This is a genomic window from Cellulomonas cellasea, from assembly GCF_030372105.1.
GTDB lineage: Bacteria > Actinomycetota > Actinomycetes > Actinomycetales > Cellulomonadaceae > Cellulomonas_A > Cellulomonas_A cellasea_A.
Map to the genome: position 1 here is coordinate 94,370 of NZ_JAUDBQ010000005.1, position 16,059 is coordinate 110,428.

The 16,059-nt window shown below is 73.5% G+C and carries 16 protein-coding genes; 4 read left to right on the forward strand and 12 right to left on the reverse strand.

What is annotated here, in order from left to right; translation table 11 throughout:
* Nucleotides 1-13: 13 nt before the first annotated feature.
* Together QUV83_RS06555 and QUV83_RS06560 are read right to left on the reverse strand one after the other, a co-directional pair.
* A complete protein-coding gene (locus QUV83_RS06555) occupies nucleotides 14-787 on the reverse strand; it encodes an LLM class F420-dependent oxidoreductase (protein ID WP_289563391.1) in 774 nt (257 codons plus the stop codon).
* Nucleotides 788-810: 23 nt separating this feature from the next.
* Entirely contained in the window at nucleotides 811-1,602 is a 792-nt protein-coding gene (locus tag QUV83_RS06560) for a DUF1206 domain-containing protein (protein WP_289563392.1), read from the reverse strand.
* Between the two features lie 108 nt (nucleotides 1,603-1,710).
* Between QUV83_RS06560 and QUV83_RS06565 the strand changes: the two genes are divergently transcribed.
* The gene (locus QUV83_RS06565) at nucleotides 1,711-2,076 is read left to right on the forward strand and encodes a cupin domain-containing protein (RefSeq protein ID WP_289563393.1); all 366 of its coding nucleotides are present in this window, start codon (nucleotides 1,711-1,713) and stop codon (nucleotides 2,074-2,076) included.
* 11 nt (nucleotides 2,077-2,087) lie between these two features.
* On the opposite strand, the gene QUV83_RS06570 is transcribed toward QUV83_RS06565, so the two are convergent.
* The 4 genes from QUV83_RS06570 to QUV83_RS06585 form a co-directional block, all read right to left on the reverse strand.
* The gene (locus tag QUV83_RS06570) at nucleotides 2,088-2,531 is read right to left on the reverse strand and encodes a VOC family protein (RefSeq protein ID WP_289563394.1); all 444 of its coding nucleotides are present in this window, start codon (nucleotides 2,529-2,531) and stop codon (nucleotides 2,088-2,090) included.
* A gap of 76 nt (nucleotides 2,532-2,607) precedes the next feature.
* Nucleotides 2,608-3,576, reverse strand: a complete 969-nt coding sequence (locus QUV83_RS06575; protein WP_289563395.1) for a MaoC/PaaZ C-terminal domain-containing protein — start codon at nucleotides 3,574-3,576, stop codon at nucleotides 2,608-2,610.
* On the reverse strand, nucleotides 3,573-4,949 hold the full coding sequence (locus QUV83_RS06580) for a 3-oxoacyl-ACP reductase (protein ID WP_289563396.1): 1,377 nt from the start codon (nucleotides 4,947-4,949) through the stop codon (nucleotides 3,573-3,575). The genes QUV83_RS06575 and QUV83_RS06580 overlap by 4 nt, the downstream gene beginning before the upstream one ends.
* A complete protein-coding gene (locus QUV83_RS06585) occupies nucleotides 4,946-6,313 on the reverse strand; it encodes an acetyl-CoA C-acetyltransferase (protein ID WP_289563397.1) in 1,368 nt (455 codons plus the stop codon). The genes QUV83_RS06580 and QUV83_RS06585 overlap by 4 nt, the downstream gene beginning before the upstream one ends.
* 173 nt (nucleotides 6,314-6,486) lie before the next feature.
* Between QUV83_RS06585 and QUV83_RS06590 the strand changes: the two genes are divergently transcribed.
* The 3 genes from QUV83_RS06590 (at nucleotide 6,487) to QUV83_RS06600 (ending at nucleotide 10,018) form a co-directional block, all read left to right on the forward strand.
* Nucleotides 6,487-7,398, forward strand: a complete 912-nt coding sequence (locus QUV83_RS06590) for a TetR/AcrR family transcriptional regulator (RefSeq protein WP_436231891.1) — start codon at nucleotides 6,487-6,489, stop codon at nucleotides 7,396-7,398.
* A complete protein-coding gene (locus tag QUV83_RS06595) occupies nucleotides 7,395-9,542 on the forward strand; it encodes an acyl-CoA dehydrogenase family protein (RefSeq protein WP_289563398.1) in 2,148 nt (715 codons plus the stop codon). Before QUV83_RS06590 ends, QUV83_RS06595 begins: the two co-directional genes overlap by 4 nt.
* Before the next feature lie 122 nt (nucleotides 9,543-9,664).
* Complete coding sequence (locus QUV83_RS06600; protein WP_289563399.1) at nucleotides 9,665-10,018, forward strand: UBP-type zinc finger domain-containing protein; 354 nt, start codon at nucleotides 9,665-9,667, stop codon at nucleotides 10,016-10,018.
* A gap of 20 nt (nucleotides 10,019-10,038) precedes the next feature.
* Here QUV83_RS06600 and QUV83_RS06605 read toward each other — a convergent pair whose 3' ends face one another.
* The 6 genes from QUV83_RS06605 to QUV83_RS06630 form a co-directional block, all read right to left on the reverse strand.
* Nucleotides 10,039-10,803, reverse strand: a complete 765-nt coding sequence (locus QUV83_RS06605; RefSeq protein WP_289563400.1) for a phosphotransferase — start codon at nucleotides 10,801-10,803, stop codon at nucleotides 10,039-10,041.
* A gap of 51 nt (nucleotides 10,804-10,854) precedes the next feature.
* On the reverse strand, nucleotides 10,855-11,607 hold the full coding sequence (locus QUV83_RS06610; RefSeq protein WP_436231893.1) for an ABC transporter ATP-binding protein: 753 nt from the start codon (nucleotides 11,605-11,607) through the stop codon (nucleotides 10,855-10,857).
* A 62-nt stretch (nucleotides 11,608-11,669) separates the two neighbouring features.
* Nucleotides 11,670-12,470 (reverse strand): ATP-binding cassette domain-containing protein, encoded by an 801-nt coding sequence (locus tag QUV83_RS06615; protein WP_289563401.1) that lies wholly within the window; start codon nucleotides 12,468-12,470, stop codon nucleotides 11,670-11,672.
* Nucleotides 12,467-13,384, reverse strand: a complete 918-nt coding sequence (locus QUV83_RS06620; protein ID WP_289563402.1) for an ABC transporter permease — start codon at nucleotides 13,382-13,384, stop codon at nucleotides 12,467-12,469. Before QUV83_RS06620 ends, QUV83_RS06615 begins: the two co-directional genes overlap by 4 nt.
* Entirely contained in the window at nucleotides 13,381-14,352 is a 972-nt protein-coding gene (locus tag QUV83_RS06625; protein WP_289563403.1) for an ABC transporter permease, read from the reverse strand. Before QUV83_RS06625 ends, QUV83_RS06620 begins: the two co-directional genes overlap by 4 nt.
* Nucleotides 14,353-14,359: 7 nt before the next feature.
* Nucleotides 14,360-15,871: an ABC transporter substrate-binding protein gene (locus tag QUV83_RS06630; protein ID WP_289563404.1), complete on the reverse strand. Its 1,512-nt coding sequence runs from the start codon at nucleotides 15,869-15,871 to the stop codon at nucleotides 14,360-14,362.
* Nucleotides 15,872-16,059: the final 188 nt, after the last annotated feature.

The following is a 16,059-nucleotide window of genomic DNA, read 5'->3' on the forward strand; positions in this document are numbered from 1 at the left end:
CCATCTGCCAGGCTCAGGACCGGGCGTCGCGCCAGGCCACCCACTGCTTGACGAGCGACATGTCGTAGTCGGGCCCGTCGGCGTCGAGCGTGACCAACGTGACCCCGGCATCGACCAGATGGTCGGCCACGTCGGACGGGGGTGTCCTGGCGGCGAACGAGCGCTCGATCTGGCTCGCGTCGCGGCCGACGTCCACGCCATGCTGGTCGAGGATCGCGCTCTTGCGCCGCAGCGTCTCGAGGTCCCCGAAGCTGTGCCACACGTCGGCGTGCTCGGCGACGACCCTCAGGGTCTTCCGCTCCCCGCCACCGCCGATGAGGATGGGGATCTGCCGAGTCGGCTGCGGGTTGGCCGCCGCCCACCGGGCCTTGATCCGCGGCAGCGCCTCGGCCAGCGCCGCGATGCGGGAGCCCGCCGTCCCGAACTCGTAGCCGAACTCGTCGTAGTCACGTTCGAACCACCCGGCGCCGATGCCCAGGATCAGCCGCCCACCGGAAATGTGGTCGACGGTTCGGGCCATGTCGGCGAGCAGGTCCGGGTTGCGGTACGAGTTGCAGGTCACCAGCGCGCCGATCTGCACGCGGCTGGTCTGCTCGGCCCAGGCGCCGAGCATCGTCCAGCACTCGAAGTGCTTGCCGTCCGGGTCCCCGTTGAGCGGGAAGAAATGGTCCCAGTTGAAGACGATATCGACGCCGGTGTCCTCGGCGCGCCGGACCGCGTCGCGGATCTGCGCGTAGTCGGCATGCTGCGGCTTGAGCTGGACGCCGATGCGCACCGGGTTGGTCATGAGGCGATCCTGGCGCCGGCGGGTCACATCCGCGCGTAGCGGGAGCGGACGAACGAGTAGGCGCCGTAGCAGGCCAGGCCGATGCCGACGGCGATGAGGGCAGCCACCCCGGCGGGCTGGTCCCGCAGATCGTGCAGCGCGCCGTCGAGGCCCTGCGCCTGCGCCGGGTCGGACGTGATGCCGGCGACGACGAAGGCGAAGCCGATCAGGGCCAGCGCGACGCCCTTGGCCACGTAGCCGAGCGTGCCTGCCTTCTTCACGGCGTTGCCGGCCTGACCTCGGGGGACGCCCCTCAGGTCCTCGAGGAACTTCTGGCGGATGCCCTTGATGACGTGGTAGACGGCGACGGCCAGGACGCCGAGGCCGACTGCCACGACGAGGGCTCGCCCGCCGGGGGCCTGCATCAGGCCGGCGGTCGCATCCTGCGTCTGGCCCTCGCTCGAACTGCCAGAGCCCATCGCGAACGCCGCAGCGCTCACCGCGAGCGCCAGGTACACGACGGCCTTGCCCGCCGACTTCGCACGGTCGGCGGCCTCACCGCGCCCGCGCAGCGCCTCGGCGGCCTGCCATGCGGCAAGGGCGAGCAGCGCGATAGCGCCGACCCACAGTGCGATGCCCCCGAAGGGCGTCTCGGCGATCTGGCGGAGGGCGCCGGACTGGTCGGCGCTCTCGCCGCCGCCTCCGAGCGCCACCTGGACGGCGATGATCCCGATGAGCACGTGCAGCACTCCGCTCACCGCGTATCCGCAGCGTGCGGCCAGCTCCCACGGCCGCTGCCGGGCAGTGGTCGCCGCCGCCGACGTCATGGCGCTCATCAGACCTCCTCCTCGCGGGCGGACCGTCCGCGCTCGCGGGGCCGATCGTGGCATCGAACGTGTCCATCGGCGACCGGAAGGTGGTGGTCTGCGGCGTACGCTCCGGCTGTGAGCGAGGACGTGCGCAACGTGCAGGCAGCCTTGGACGCGGTCGCTGAGCACTGGCAGCCGCACCGGCTGACCAGCGTGAACGACTACGACGTGAAGGTCGTCAAGCTGCTGGGCGAGTTCGTCTGGCACACCCATCCGGACACCGACGAGCTGTTCATGGTGATCAGCGGCACGCTCACCATCCAGCTCCGCGACCGGGACGTGGTGCTCGGCCCCAACGACGTCTTCGTGGTGCCGAGGGGCGTCGAGCACTGCCCCCGGGCGGACGCCGAGGTGCACGCCCTGCTGTTCGAGCCGCAGGGGACCGTCAACACCGGCGACGCGGGCGGCGACAGGACCGCGGCGGTCCGCGAACTGGGCTGAGCCCGCTCGCTTTACTCGACCGGGACCATCCGCACCGTCCCGTCGGCGTCGACTGTGAGGCCCGGGTTGTGGGCGATCTCCCAGCGCACCCCGCATGGGTCCTCGACGTAGCCGCTGTACCCACCCCACTCGGCGCGCCGCGGGGCCTTGAGCAACGTGGCCCCGGCGGCGACAGCCTGGGTGATGACGGCGTCGACCTCGGCCTCGGATGCGACGTTGTGCGCCAGCGCGATGCCGTGGGCGGTGGGCGCCGCATCCGGGGGCAGGTCCATGTCCTGCGCGAGCAACCCGGCGTCGAAGAAGCTGAGCAGCAGGCCGGGCGCCACCTGCACGAACAGCACGCTCTGCTCGGGCAGGTCGAGGGTGGGCGTCCAGCCCAGGCCGTCGACGTAGAAGCGGCGGGCGGCGGCGACGTCGCGCACGCCCACGGTCAGGAGGGTCAGTCGCTGGTCCATCGGCCGAGCGTGCCACTCGCCGCCCACACGGCGGCAGCCCCCGCCTGGCCGGACGGGGGCTGCTGGTCTGCGGCGCTCAGAGCGGGACGACGGCGCCGGTGAGGTGCGGCTTGCCGGAGCGGCGGTTCCAACCCGCGTAGGCGAATCCGCCGTCGCCGTCGGGCGCCACGCGGACGTCCACAGTGCCGGGCAGCAGCACCGGCTTGGCGAACTCCACGGTCCAGGTGAACGCGTCGCCACGCCCGGCGCCCACATCGGCCAGCGCGCGCGAGGCGGTGTACATGCCGTGCGCGATGGCCCGGGGGAAGCCGAGCGCCTTGGCGCTGAGCTTCGACAGGTGGATGGGGTTCTGGTCGCCGGAGACCGCGGCGTATCGGCGGCCGGTGTCGGCGTCGAGGCGCCAGCGGCCGGTGGGGAGCGGCGGGGTGAACGGCTCCCGGCGCCCGTCGTCGGACGACGCCGACGAGGCAGCCGACGCAGCGGACCCCGCGCCCGAGCCGGACGCGCCCAACCGCACGCCCTTCGCCAGGTACGTCGACACCCCGCGCCAGGCGAGCTCGCCGCCCAGCACGTCGTCGTCGGCCCCGGCGATCCGGACCTCCGTCACCAGCTCGAGCTGCGTGCCTGAGCGGTGCTCCGCGAGGCCTTGCGCCCAGGCGCGGATGTCGAGGCGGTCGCCCAGCAAGATCGGCCGGTACTGGTCGACCCGGTTGGCCAGGTGCACCATGCCCAGCAGCGGCAGCGGGAAGTCGGGCCGCACCATGACCGCCGTGGCCACCGGGAACGCGAGCACATGCGTGAACCCGGCGGGCAGCACGTCGGATGCGCTCTCGCCGAGCAGGTGCTGGTAGGCGGTCAGGTGCTCGGGGTCGGCCTGCACCCCGGCGACGACGTAGGCGACGTCCGGCAGTGCGCCGGGCGCGCGGCCCAGCCGCCGTTCCAGGTTGAGCCGTGCGGACGCGGCGACTCCCCGCCCGTAGAGCCTGCCGAGCGCCGGGACGCCGGGCAGCACCACCTCCGTCGGCACGCCGACGGGCGCGGTCACTGGCCCACCAGGTTCTGCCCGCACACCCGCAGCGTCTGGCCCACGACCCCGCCGGCCTGCGGCGACGCGAGGAACGCGACGGTCTCGGCGACGTCCACCGGCAGCCCGCCCTGCTGCAGCGAGTTGAGCCGCCGGGCGACCTGCCGGGTGACGGCGGGGATGCGGGCGGTCATCTCGGTCTCGATGAAGCCGGGGGCGACGGCGTTCGCGGTGCCGCCGAAGGCCGTGAGCAGCGGCGCGGTGGCCCGCACCATGCCGATGACGCCGCCCTTGGACGCCGCGTAGTTCGTCTGCCCGCGGTTGCCGGCGATGCCGGATGTCGAGGCGAGCGCCACGATGCGCGGGGCGTCGGTGAAGTCGCCGGACTCGAGCAGCGCCTCGTTGATCCGCAGCGGCGCGGCCACGTTGACGGCCAGGACCGGGTCCCACTTCTCCGTGGTCATGTTCGCGAGCAGCTTGTCGCGGGTGATCCCGGCGTTGTGCACCACGATGTCGAGCCGCCCGTGCCGGGTGAGCGTGTGGTCGAGGATCTTCTGCCCGGCGTCCTCGGCGGTCACATCGAGCTGCAGCGCGGTGCCGCGCACAGAGTTCGCCACGGCCACGAGCTGCTCCCCGGCGGCGGGGACGTCCACGGCCACCACCGTGGCGCCGTCGCGGGCCAGGGTCGTGGCGATCGCCGCGCCGATGCCCCGGGCCGCGCCGGTGACGACGGCGACGCGGCCGGCCAGCGGGCGGTCCCAGTCGGAGGGCAGCGAGCCCGCGTCGGAGTCGACGTGCAGCAGCTGGCCGTCGACGAACGCGGAGCGCGTGGACAGGAAGAACCGCAGGGCGCCCAGCGCGCTCGGCGCGGTGACGGGCACGCCATCGGCCACGACGACGCCGTTGGCGGTGGCGCCGCCGCGCAGCTCCTTGGCGAGTGACCGCAGCACCCCGTCGACGCCCTGCCGGGCGGCGGACAGCGCGGGGCCGATGTCGGCGGTGGCCGGACGCGAGATCGTCACGATGCGCGCGCCCGGCGCCAGGCCCTTGAGGGCGCTGGCCGCCGCGAGCATCGGCTCGGAGAGCTGGTCGGGGTGGGTGATCTCGGTGAGCACCAGCACGATCGCGGCGTGACGCTCGCCCGCTGTGGCGGTGCGGCGCACGTCGAGGTCCCAGCCGCTCTCCAGCCCGGTGTCGCCGAGCGACGTGCCGGAGAGCAGGTGCGCGATGGCGTCGGCGTCCGGGCCCGTGCCGAGCACCAGCACCGGCCCGGCGACCAGCGGCTGCCCGGGGCGGAAACGTCGGAGCTGGGCGGGGCGCGGCAGCCCGAGCTGCTTCGCGATCTTCTTCGTGACCCCGGAGTTGACCAGGTTCAGGTAGGTGTCGGTGCTCACGCCGCCTCCAGGATCGCTGTCAGTCCGAGGCCACCTGCGGCGCAGATGGAGATGAGGGCGCGCACGGGGGCGTCGGAGCCCTGCTCGGCCTTGCGCCGCGCGAGCTCCTTGGAGATCGTCGCGACGATGCGCCCGCCGGTGGCGGCGAACGGGTGCCCGGCGGCGAGCGAGGAGCCGTGCACGTTGAGCCGGGAGCGCTCGACCTTCCCGAAGGCGCTGTCGAGCCCGAGCCGGGTGCGGCTGAACTCCTCGTCCTCCCAGGCGGCGAGCGTGGTGAGCACTGTGGCGGCGAACGCCTCGTGGATCTCGACGTAGTCGAAGTCGTCGAGCGTCAGGCCGTTGCGGGCGAGCAGCCGGGGCACTGCGAACACGGGCGCCATGAGCAGCCCGTCCACGCCGTGCACGAAGTCCACGGCCCCGGTCTCGGCGTCGACGATCGAGGCCAGCGGCGTCAGGTCGTGCTCCGCGGCCCACTCGTCGGAGCCGAGCAGCACGGTGGAGGCGCCGTCGGACAGGGGCGTGGAGTTGCCCGCCGTCATGGTCGCCTCGGCGTCCAGGCCCAGCCCGAACGTCGGGCGCAGCTTGGCGAGCTTCTCGAGCGTGGTGTCGGGGCGCAGGTTCGCGTCCCGGGTGAGCCCGCGGAACGGGGTGACCAGGTCGTCGAAGAACCCGGCGTCGTAGGCGGCGGCCAGGTTGATGTGGCTGGCGTACGCGATCTCGTCCTGCGCCTCGCGGGTGATGCCCCACTCGGCGGTGGTGATGGCCTGGTGCTCGCCCATCGACAGGCCGGTGCGGGGCTCGTTGGTGCGGGGCGCGGCGGGCGCGAGGTCCTTGGGGCGGATCGACGCGGCCGCGGCGAGCTTCTGCGGGAGGGTCTTGGCGCGGGACAGGTCGAGCAGCGCGCGGCGCAGCCGGTCGCTCACCGCGATCGGCGCGTCGGAGGTGGTGTCGACCCCGCCGGCGATGGCCGACTCGAGCTGGCCGAGCCGGATCTTGTTGCTGAGGCTGACGATCGTCTCGAGGCCCGTCGCGCAAGCCTGCTGCATGTCGTAGGCGGGCGTCTCGTCGCTGAGCGCGGAGCCGAGCACCGCCTCGCGGGTGAGGTTGAAGTCGCGGCTGTGCTTGAGCACGGCGCCGGCCGCGACCGAGCCGATCCGCTCGCCCTGGAGGCCGTACCGGGCGACGAGCCCGTCGAGCGCGGCGGTCAGCATGTCCTGGTTGCTGGCGTGCGCGTAGGGGCCGCCGGCTCGCGCGAACGGGATCCGGTTGCCGCCGAGGACGAGCGCGCGCCGGGGGCCGGAGCCCGCCTCGGGGGTGCTCGTCTGCTGTTCGCCTGCCGAGGCGCGGGTGCGTGTGCTGGCCATGGGCGTTCCTCTCGCGTCGTCGCTGAGCCTGAGATGCCGTGCCTGAGTTGCCGTCGTGCTGTGCCGGCACGTATGGGGTTCAGCGTGCCCTGGCCTGGGACCTGTGGCCCAGGGGAAGAATCCCAGGCGGTGATATGTGTCCGAAACCCACAGTACCTGATACCTTCGGTTTCGTGAGTCAGATCACACCTGCCCCGTCGACGGCGACGGGCGCCACACCGGCTCTGCTGCGGCAGGCGACAGGCGCCGCCGCCCCTTCCACGCGCCCCGGAGACCGGCCCACGCCGGCGATCCTCGGCCCCGACGCCCTGCCCGACACCTCGCCTGACGGCCGCTCGACCCGCTGGGCGGACCACCGCGAGACCCGCCGCGCCGAGTTCGTCCGCGTGGCCCGCAAGACCGTCCACCACCAGGGCCCGGACGTCTCGATGGAGGAGATCGCGGCCGCCGCCGGCACCTCCAAGTCGATCGTCTACAGGTACTTCGCGGATAAGACCGGCCTGCAGATCGCCGTCGCCGAAGCCGTCGTGCTGCAGATCCAGGGCGCGCTCGAGGGAGTGCTGCGCGTGGCGCCCACTCCCCGTGAGGGACTGCGCGCGATGGTCGCGGTCTACCTGGAGATGATCGAGTCCTCCCCGCACGTGTACGCGTTCGTCACCCGCGACGGCTCAGTGGAGTCCGGCGGCCCGCTCGGCCACTTCCTGGACTCGGTGACCCACCTCGTCGCGGCGCCGTTCCTGCGCGGGCTCACCGACGAGTCCGGCTCCGCCGTCCGGCCCGACGACGACGCCCGGGGCGCCGCCGAGACCGAGACCGACGCCGAGGCCACCCAGCGGGCGCTCGTCGAGGCCTGGGCCGCCGGCGCCGTCGGATTCGTGCGCGGAGCCGGCGAGCGCTGGCTCGCGCAGCGCGGCCAGCCCGGCAACCCCGACCGCGAGGCCGTCACCGCGCAGATCTCCGCCTGGCTCTGGGCCGGCCCCGTCGGGCTCGTCGCCCGCGAGCGCGGCCGCACGCCCACCACCACCTCCCCGCAGCCCCCGCAGCACGCCGAGTCCGACACGTTCTCGACCGAGGAGTCCCGATGACCGCCAGCTCCGCCCGTCCGGCCCGCGCGATCCCGTCCGACGACCCCACGGTCGACGTCGAGGGGCTCGCTGCCATCCTGCTCGGCCCGTACGCCGAGCTCCGCCGCCAGGCCCGCGCCGTCGCAGGCGACGAGCGGTTCCAGCGGATCGAGGGCCTGAGCCTCGACGAGCACCGGGCCCGCGTGCTCGACCAGCTGCGCACCCTGGCCCGCGAGGCCGATGTGCTGCGCGCGTTCCCCGCCGCGCTGGGCGGCCGTGACGATCACGGCGGCAGCCTCTCCCGGTTCGAGGAGCTGGTCGTCGCCGACCCGTCGCTGCAGATCAAGGCGGGGGTGCAGTGGGGGCTGTTCGCCTCCGCGATCCTGCACCTCGGCACCGCCGACCACCACCAGCGGCTGCTGCCCGCGGCGATGAGCGTGGACGTCCCCGGCGCGTTCGCCATGACGGAGACCGGCCACGGCTCGGATGTCGCGAGCATCGGCACCACCGCGACCTACGACCCGGCGACTGAGGAGTTCGTCATCCACACGCCGTTCCGCGCGGCGTGGAAGGACTATCTGGGCAACGCGGCGCTGCACGGCACCGCCGCTGTCGTCTTCGCCCAGCTCATCACCGCAGCCCCGGGCGCGCCGGCCGTCAACCACGGGGTGCACGCGCTGTATGTGCCGCTGCGCGACCCGCAGACCGGGGAGTTCTTGCCCGGCATCGGCGGCGAGGACGACGGGCTCAAGGGCGGCCTCAACGGCATCGACAACGGCCGCCTGCACTTCGACCAGGTCCGGGTGCCGCGCGCCAACTTGCTCAACCGGTACGGCGACGTCGCGGCGGACGGCACGTACTCCTCGCCCATCGCCAGCCCCGGCCGCCGGTTCTTCACGATGCTCGGCACCCTGGTGCAGGGCCGCGTCTCCCTCGACGGCGCCGCGGTGAACGCCGCCAAGGTGGGGCTCGTCATCGCGGTGACGTACGGCAATGAGCGCCGCCAGTTCACCGGCGCCTCCGACACCGAGGAGACGGTGCTGCTCGACTACGCCGAGCACCAGCGCCGACTGCTGCCGCTGCTCGCCGACACCTACGCGGGGTCCTTCGCCCATGAGGCGCTGCTCGCCAAGTTCGACGACGTGTTCTCCGGCCGCGAGGACACCGACGAGGCGCGCCAGGACCTGGAGACCCTCGCCGCGTCGCTCAAGCCCGCCTCGACCTGGCTCGCCCTCAAGACGCTCCAGACGGCGCGGGAGGCCTGCGGCGGCGCGGGGTTCCTCACCGAGAACCGGCTCACGTCGCTGCGCGCCGACCTGGACGTCTACGTGACGTTCGAGGGCGACAACACGGTGCTGCTGCAGCTCGTGGCCAAGCGGCTGCTCGCCGACTATGGCCGCGAGTTCGCCAAGTTCGACGCGGGCGGCGTGGCCAAGTTCGTCGCCGGGCAGGCCGCGTCGGCGGCCCTGCACCGCACCCCGCTGCTGCGCGCCGTGCAGACCATCACCGACGTGGGCGATGCCCGCCGCTCCGCCGGGCAGCTCCGCGACGCGGACACCCAGCACGCGCTGCTCGCCGACCGGGTCGACACGATGGTCGCCGACGTCGCCCAGGCCCTACGCCCGGCGACCAAGGCGCCCCGCGAGCAGGCAGCCGAGCTGTTCAACGAGCACCAGCACGAGCTGATCGAGATGGCCCGCGCCCACGTGGACCTGATCCTGTGGGAGTCCTTCACCGCGGGGATCGAGCAGGTGGAGGACCCGGGGACCAAGCGCGTGCTGGTCTGGCTGCGCGACCTGTTCGGCCTGTCGGTCATCGAGCGGAACCTCGCCTGGTACCTGATCCACGGGCGCCTGTCGGCAGGCCGCGCGCGCACCGTCACCTCGTACATCGACCGGCTGCTGCGGCGGCTGCGCCCGCATGCGCAGGAGCTCGTCGACGCGTTCGGGTACGGGCCCGAGCACGTGCGCGCGCCCATCGCCTCCGGCGCCGAGCGGGAGCGCCAGGACGAGGCGCGGGCGTACTACCGGGCCCAGCGGGCCTCCGCCGACGCGCCGCTGCCGGAGAAGCAGTCGCCCGCGGCGAAGATCGCCAAGACGCCGCCCGTGACGGAGACCGCGAACCCGATCGGCGACGCCATCCCGGCGGAGGCGACGCCCGCCTGACGGCTCCAGCCCTGGCAACGGCCCCGCGCGAGACATGCGCGGGGCCGTTGCCGCGCCCTGCCCGGCGGCTGCGCCTAGCCTCGAAGGAGACGCCAGTGCCGTCACCCGCAGGAGGCTGAGAGATGAGCGAGCCAGCGATCCCCGGCATCGACACCACCATCCCGCCGAGCGGGCCCGGCTGCGTCGAGTGCTTGCAGTCCGGCGGCTGGTGGTTCCACCTGCGGCGTTGCGCCGAGTGCGGCCATGTGGGGTGCTGCGACTCGTCGCCGGCCCAGCACGCCACCGGGCACAACCACGACACCGGCCACCCGATCATCCAGTCCTACGAGCCGGGCGAGGAGTGGTTCTGGGACTACCCGCGTGAGGGCTTCTTCCAGGGGCCGCCGCTGGCCGCTCCGACGCACCACCCGACGGACCAACCCGTCCCTGCCCCGACGGCGAACGTGCCGCCGAACTGGATCGAGCTGCTGCACTGACCCCTGATGGACGGCTGGCCTCAGTCCACGCCCAGGGCGCGGCGCAGCGCCTCGTGGTGCGCCTCGATCCACTCGGCGTCATCGCGCCAGTAGCCGCCGTGTCCCTCGTCCCACAGCCGCGCCCACGGCTGGGCGCCCGTGCGATGGCCGCCCTCCAGCAGGTCGAACATGCTCCACGCGCGGGGGGCCAGCAGGTCCGCCAGCCGGGTGCGCCCGGCCTCGTCGAGTCGGTAGCCGTCGGCGAGGGCGCGCAGCGCGTCACCCGACGCGGACGGCCCGGGGCCGCCTGGCGACAGTGGGATGAAGCCGTGCGCCGCATAGGCCAGGTCCCAGCCGCGGGTGCCGGGCCCGCAGCCATCCCAGTCGATGAGCACGAGCCGATCGTCGGCCAGCACCAGGTTCCATGGCGCCAGATCGTGGTGGATGACCAGGTCAGTGCCGTCGGGGGCGATGACTGTGTGCCACTGCGCGTCCGGTGGCGGCGCCCAGCCGTCGAGCGCGTCGTGCAGGTCCCGGGCCACGCGTCCCACCTCGCGTAGGTCCGGCGGCGTGACGCCCGGGCGCGTCGGGTGCGCCATCGGGCCGGGGATGAAGTCCACGACGTGGCGGCCCTGATCGTCCAGGCCGTGGGAGCGCGGCGCGTGGGCGAAGCCGACCTCCGCCAGCCGCTCCAGCACCGCGTGGACGGCGGGCGTCCACGGGCCCGCCGTGCGGCGCACGGTGTCGCCGACGCGCACCACGCCGGCTGTCGTGTTGCCGCCGGTCAGCGGGGTCTCGTGGTCCACCCGGGCAGTCTTGGCGCGGGCGCGCCCCGGGTCAACGGGATTCGCGGGCGGTCAGGGCAGGCGGGGCACGGCGGCGAGCAGCCGCTGGGTGTACGGGTCCTGGGGGCGGGTGAGCACCTGCTCGGTGGTCCCGGCCTCGACGACGCGCCCGTCATGCAGCACGACGGTCTCCTCGCAGAGCTGGCCGACCACGGCGATGTCGTGGCTGACCAGCACGAGCGTCAGGCCCAGCTCGGCGCGCAGGCGGCGCAGCAGGTCCATCACCTGCTCCCGCACGGACACGTCCAGGGCGCTGACCGGCTCGTCGCCCACCAGCACCGACGGCGAAGGCGCCAGCGCGCGGGCGATGGCGATGCGCTGCCGCTGCCCGCCGGAGAACTGCGCCGGGTACCGGGTCGCCGCGTCGGGCTCCAGTCCCACCCAGCCGAGCACCTCGGCGACGCGCGCGCGGCGGTCGCCGGGGATGCGCAGCGAGCGCAGCGGCTCGGCGATGACGTCCCCGACGGTCATCCGGGGGTCCAGCGAGGAGCGCGGGTCCTGGAAGACGATCTGCACGTCGCGCCGGAACCGGCGCACGGCGGCCCGGTTGCGGTGGGCGAGCGGCTCGCCGCGGTACCGGACCTCCCCGGTGGTCGGCCGGTCGAGGGCGAGGAGCAGGCGCAGCAGCGTCGACTTGCCGGCGCCGGACTCCCCGACGATGCCGACGCTGCGCCCGGCGTGGACGGCCAGGTCCACGCCGGCCAGCGCGGTGGTGGCCCGCGGCCCGGAGCCGTACGAGCGCCCGACGCCCACGAGCTCGAGCAGTGGGGCGCCCGTCGGAGTCGTCAGCGCAGGCCCGGGCACGGTGTCGAGGCCAGATGCGGTGCTCACAGCGCCTCCTGTGTGAACGGCAGCCGGGTCACGGCACGGGCCGCGTCGATGAGCTGGCGGGTGTACGGGTGGGCGGGGGCGGCCAGCGCGTCGGCCACGGTGGTGGACTCGACGACCCGGCCCTCGCGCATCACCACCAGGTCCCGCGCGACCCGCGCGACCACCGGCAGGTCGTGGGAGACGAAGACGAGGGTGACGCCGGTGCGGTCCACGAGCTCGTCGAGCAGGTCGAGCACCTCCGCCTGGACGGTGACGTCGAGGGCGGTGGTCGGCTCGTCGGCCAGCAGGACGCGCGGCTCGCACGCGAGCGCCATCGCCAGGGCGACGCGCTGCCGCTGCCCGCCGGAGAGCTGCCACGGGTACGAGCCGAGGATCCGCTCGTAGTCGTCGAGGCGCACCATGCGGCACAGCGCCGCCGCCTGCTCGCGGGCCTGCGCGCGCGAGTGCCCGCGGTGCAGGCGCAGCGGCCCGGCGATCTGGCGGCCCACGGTCATCAGCGGGTCCAGGGCCGTGAGCGGCTCCTGGAACACCATTGCGATCTGCGCGCCGCGGATGCGGTCGAGCCTGCGGCTGGGCAGCGTGAGCAGGTCGACGCCGTCCAGCAGCACCTGGCCCGTCGTCGTCATCCCGTCGGGCAGCAGGCCCAGCACGGCCAGCGCGGTCATCGACTTGCCCGATCCGGACTCGCCGATCACGCCCAGCCGGCCGCCAGCCTCGACGGACCAGCTCACGGAGTCGAGCAGGGTGCGCCCGCCAGATGTGCGGACTGTCAGGTCGCGGACTTCGAGGAGGCTCATCGGTCACCTCGCAGGTTCGGGTCGTTGCGCTCGCGGAGGCCGTCGCCCAGCAGGTTGAGCCCCAGCACCGTGGCCACCACGGCCAGGCCGGGCAGGATCGCGCCCCACGGCTGCACCAGCATCGTGGCCTGCGCCTCGCGCAGCAGCCGCCCCCAGGATGCCTGCGGCGGCGGGGCGCCGAGCCCCAAGTAGGACAGCGACGCCTCGGCGAGGATCGCGGAGCCGGCCAGCAGCATGACCTGCACCAGCAGCGTGGGGCTGATGTTCGGCAGCACGTGCCGCCGGAGGGCGCCCCACCAGCCGGTGCCCGACGCCTTCGCGGCTGTCACGTAGTCCTCGCGCAGCACGCGCGCGGTGTTGACCCGGGTGACCCGCGCGATGACGGCCGATCCGGCGATGCCGATGGCGGCGATCGCCGAGGTGAGCGACGCGCCGCGCACGGTGACGATCAGCATGGCGAGCAGCAGCGTCGGGAAGGCGATGAGCAGGTCCACGACGTTCACCAGCGCCACGTCGAGCCACCGGGTGGTCGCGGCGGCGAGGATGCCCAGCGTCAGGCCCAGCACCGTGGCGATGAGCACCGAGGCCACGGCGACGACCATGGCTGCCTGCGCGCCGCCCATGAGCTGGCTGAGCAGGTCGCGGCCCAGCCGGTCGGTGCCGGCCCAGTGCTCGGCGGACGGGCCCGCGAGACGGGGGCCGCTGCCGGTGGCGTCGAGGGCGTACGGGGTCCAGAACGTCGCGACCACGCCGACCAGTGCGACGAGTCCGACGAGGACGGCGCCCACGATCAGCGACGGGCTGCGGCGGCGCGCGGCGCGACCGGCGGCGAGGGCCGGAGCGGGGGCGTCGGGCCGGGGGCCGGACAGGTCGTCGGGGGTCAGCGCCGCCCCGGCGGTCAGGTCGGTGCTCATCGGGCCGCTCCCCTCGTGGCCGCGGCGCCGCGCAGCCGCGGGTCGATGGCCTGCTGCGTCAGGTCGATGAGGAAGTTCACGAGCAGCACGACGGCCGTGATGATCAGCACGAGCGCCTGCACCACGGGCAGGTCGCGCGCCTGCACCGAGTCGAGCAGCAGCGCGCCGAGGCCGGGCAGCGCGAAGACGTTCTCGACCACGACGGCGCCCAGCAGCGACGTGGCCAGCTCGATGCCGAGGATGGCGACCACCGGCACAGCGCCGTTGCGCAGCCCATGCCGCGCGAGCGCCCGGGTGCGGCTGTACCCGAGCGAACGGGCCGTGCGCAGGTAGTCCTGGTCCAGCACGTCCAGCGTCGCCGAGCGCACGTAGCGGACCATCACCGACGACATGGCGATGGCGACGGTGACGACGGGGAGCGTCAGCGAGCGGATCGCCGCCGCCGGGTCGGACCACCCCTGCCGGGGGAAGCCGCCCGGGGGCAGCACCCCCGCCTTGAGGGCGAACACCCACACGAGCATCACGCCCACCCAGAACACCGGCACCGCGACGCCGAGCTGGGCCACCGCGGAGACGGCCACGCCCACGACGCCGCGGCGCCGCACCGCCGCGATGATCCCCAGCGGCACAGAGATGAGCACGGACAGCACGAACGCCGCCAGGCTCAGCGGGAGCGTGACGGGGAGCCGTGCCGCGATGAGGTCGGCCACCGGCATCCGGGACACGAAGGACGTGCCCAGATCGCCGGAGGCCAGGCCCGTCACCCACTGCCAGAGCTGTGCGCCGACCGGCTGGTCGGTGCCGAGCTCGCTGCGGAGCTGCGCGAGCTGGTCGCTCGTGGTCCCGACGCCCAGCGACGTGCCGGCGGCGTCGCCCGGCAGCAGCCGCAGCACGGCGAAGACGACGACGCCCGCGATCGCGAGCGAGACCAGCAGCGCCAGCGCGCGCTGCAGCAGGTGACGGGCCATCAGCAGCTCAGCCCTCCCGGACGATGTCGGCGACGTAGAAGGACTCCGTCACCTGGTCGATCGGGAAGCCGCTGATGTCGGAGCGGGCCACGCGGATCTGCGGGTCGAGGTACAGCCACGCGGACGGCGCCTCGAGGCCGATGGTCTCGTTGACCTTGCGCAGCAGCGCGACCTGCTCGTCGGTCGTCGCGGCCTGGTCGGCGTCGGCGACCCACTGCTGGACGTCGGCGTTGTTGTAGCCCCAGTAGAAGTCGGGGTTGGCGTACCAGACCAGGTCACGCGGGTTCACGTGGCCCATCAGGGTGGTCTCGTAGTCCTTGTCCGTGTAGATCTTCTGGTACCAGGTCGCGTCGTCGATCGGGTTGAGGTTCAGCGTGACGCCCACGGCCGCGAGGTCCGCCTTGATGAGCTGCACGATCGTCTCGTTGTTGTCCCCGGCGACGTAGTCGAGGGAGAACGCCAGGTCGGTGACGCCGGCCTCGGCGAGCAGGGCCTTGGCCGCGGCCGGGTCGTACGCGTGCACATCAGCCTGGTCCACGAACCAGTCGTCGGTGGGCGGCACCATCGAGCCGATGACCGTGCCGTAGGAGTCCCACACGGCCGAGCGGATCTTGTCGCGGTCCAGCGCCTTGTACAGCGCCTGGCGCACCCGCACGTCGGAGAACGGCGCGATGCGGTTGTTGAACGTCCAGATCTGCTTGGTCGTCGACGTGCCCTCGGTGATCGTGAAGTCGGGGTTGCCCTCGAACTGCACGAGCTGGTCGGGGGAGTCCTCCGCGATGACCAGGTCCAGGTCGCCGGTGAGCAGCGCGTTGTTCAGCGCCGTCGTGTCCTTGAAGAAGCGGAACGTGACGCCGATGTTCTTGGCCGGCTCGCCCCAGTAGTCGTCGAAACGCTCGATGGTCAGGTGGTCGCCCTGCGTCCACTCGGCGAACCGGTACGGGCCGGTGCCGTTGTCGCTGGTCAGCTCCGTGTCGCCATCCTTCACGATGGTGACGGACGCCAGGTAGAACGGCAGCGCCTGGCTGCGGCGGGCCAGCGTGAGCACCACTGTGCCGTCGTCGGGCGTGGCGATGTCCTGGATCACCGACAGGTCGGCCTTGCGGGCGCTCTTCGACTCGGGCGCGATGGCCTGCGAGATGCTCCACGCGACGTCAGCCGAGGTGAACGGCGTGCCGTCGTGGAACACGACATCGGTCTGCAGGTGGAACGTGAGCGTCAGGCCGTCCTCGGACGCGTCCCAGCTCTCGGCCAGCGTCGGTATCACGGCGCCGTCGACGTCCACCGAGGTCAGGCCCTCGAAGACGTTGCGCGTCATGGTCTGGGAGACGCCGGAGGAGCCGCCGACATTGCGGACCAGCCCGGTGGGCTCGTTCGTCGAGCCGATGACGATCTCGGCCTCGGAGGCGCCGGGCGTGGAGCCGCCGGCGTCAGTGGAGCCGGAGCCACCACCGCACGCCGCCAGCGCCAGGGAGGCGGCGAGGGCGAGCGCGGCGGCGGGGAACAGTCGGGATCTCATGGTCCGTCCTTGGGTGGGTGGGGTGGGCTCCGCCCTGGGGATGCCAGGAACGGGAGAGGGGGGCGACGGGCGCGCGCCGCATCATCGGAGGAGGGCGCGCGGGGACGTCAGGGATGCCGACGGATCGGCGGGTGAGGCGAGGGCCTCGGGGGAGTGCCGGGGGGTCGCTTCAGCGACCCGCGCTCAGC

Coding starts and splice junctions, on each gene's coding strand:
- QUV83_RS06600 (WP_289563399.1), top strand. CDS start 9,665: ATGAGCGAGCCAGCGATCCCCGGCATCGACACCACCATCCCGCCGAGC.
- QUV83_RS06585 (WP_289563397.1), bottom strand. CDS start 6,313: ATGGCCAGCACACGCACCCGCGCCTCGGCAGGCGAACAGCAGACGAGC.
- QUV83_RS06615 (WP_289563401.1), bottom strand. CDS start 12,470: ATGAGCCTCCTCGAAGTCCGCGACCTGACAGTCCGCACATCTGGCGGG.
- QUV83_RS06620 (WP_289563402.1), bottom strand. CDS start 13,384: ATGAGCACCGACCTGACCGCCGGGGCGGCGCTGACCCCCGACGACCTG.
- QUV83_RS06630 (WP_289563404.1), bottom strand. CDS start 15,871: ATGAGATCCCGACTGTTCCCCGCCGCCGCGCTCGCCCTCGCCGCCTCC.
- QUV83_RS06570 (WP_289563394.1), bottom strand. CDS start 2,531: ATGGACCAGCGACTGACCCTCCTGACCGTGGGCGTGCGCGACGTCGCC.
- QUV83_RS06595 (WP_289563398.1), top strand. CDS start 7,395: ATGACCGCCAGCTCCGCCCGTCCGGCCCGCGCGATCCCGTCCGACGAC.
- QUV83_RS06560 (WP_289563392.1), bottom strand. CDS start 1,602: ATGAGCGCCATGACGTCGGCGGCGGCGACCACTGCCCGGCAGCGGCCG.
- QUV83_RS06625 (WP_289563403.1), bottom strand. CDS start 14,352: ATGGCCCGTCACCTGCTGCAGCGCGCGCTGGCGCTGCTGGTCTCGCTC.
- QUV83_RS06555 (WP_289563391.1), bottom strand. CDS start 787: ATGACCAACCCGGTGCGCATCGGCGTCCAGCTCAAGCCGCAGCATGCC.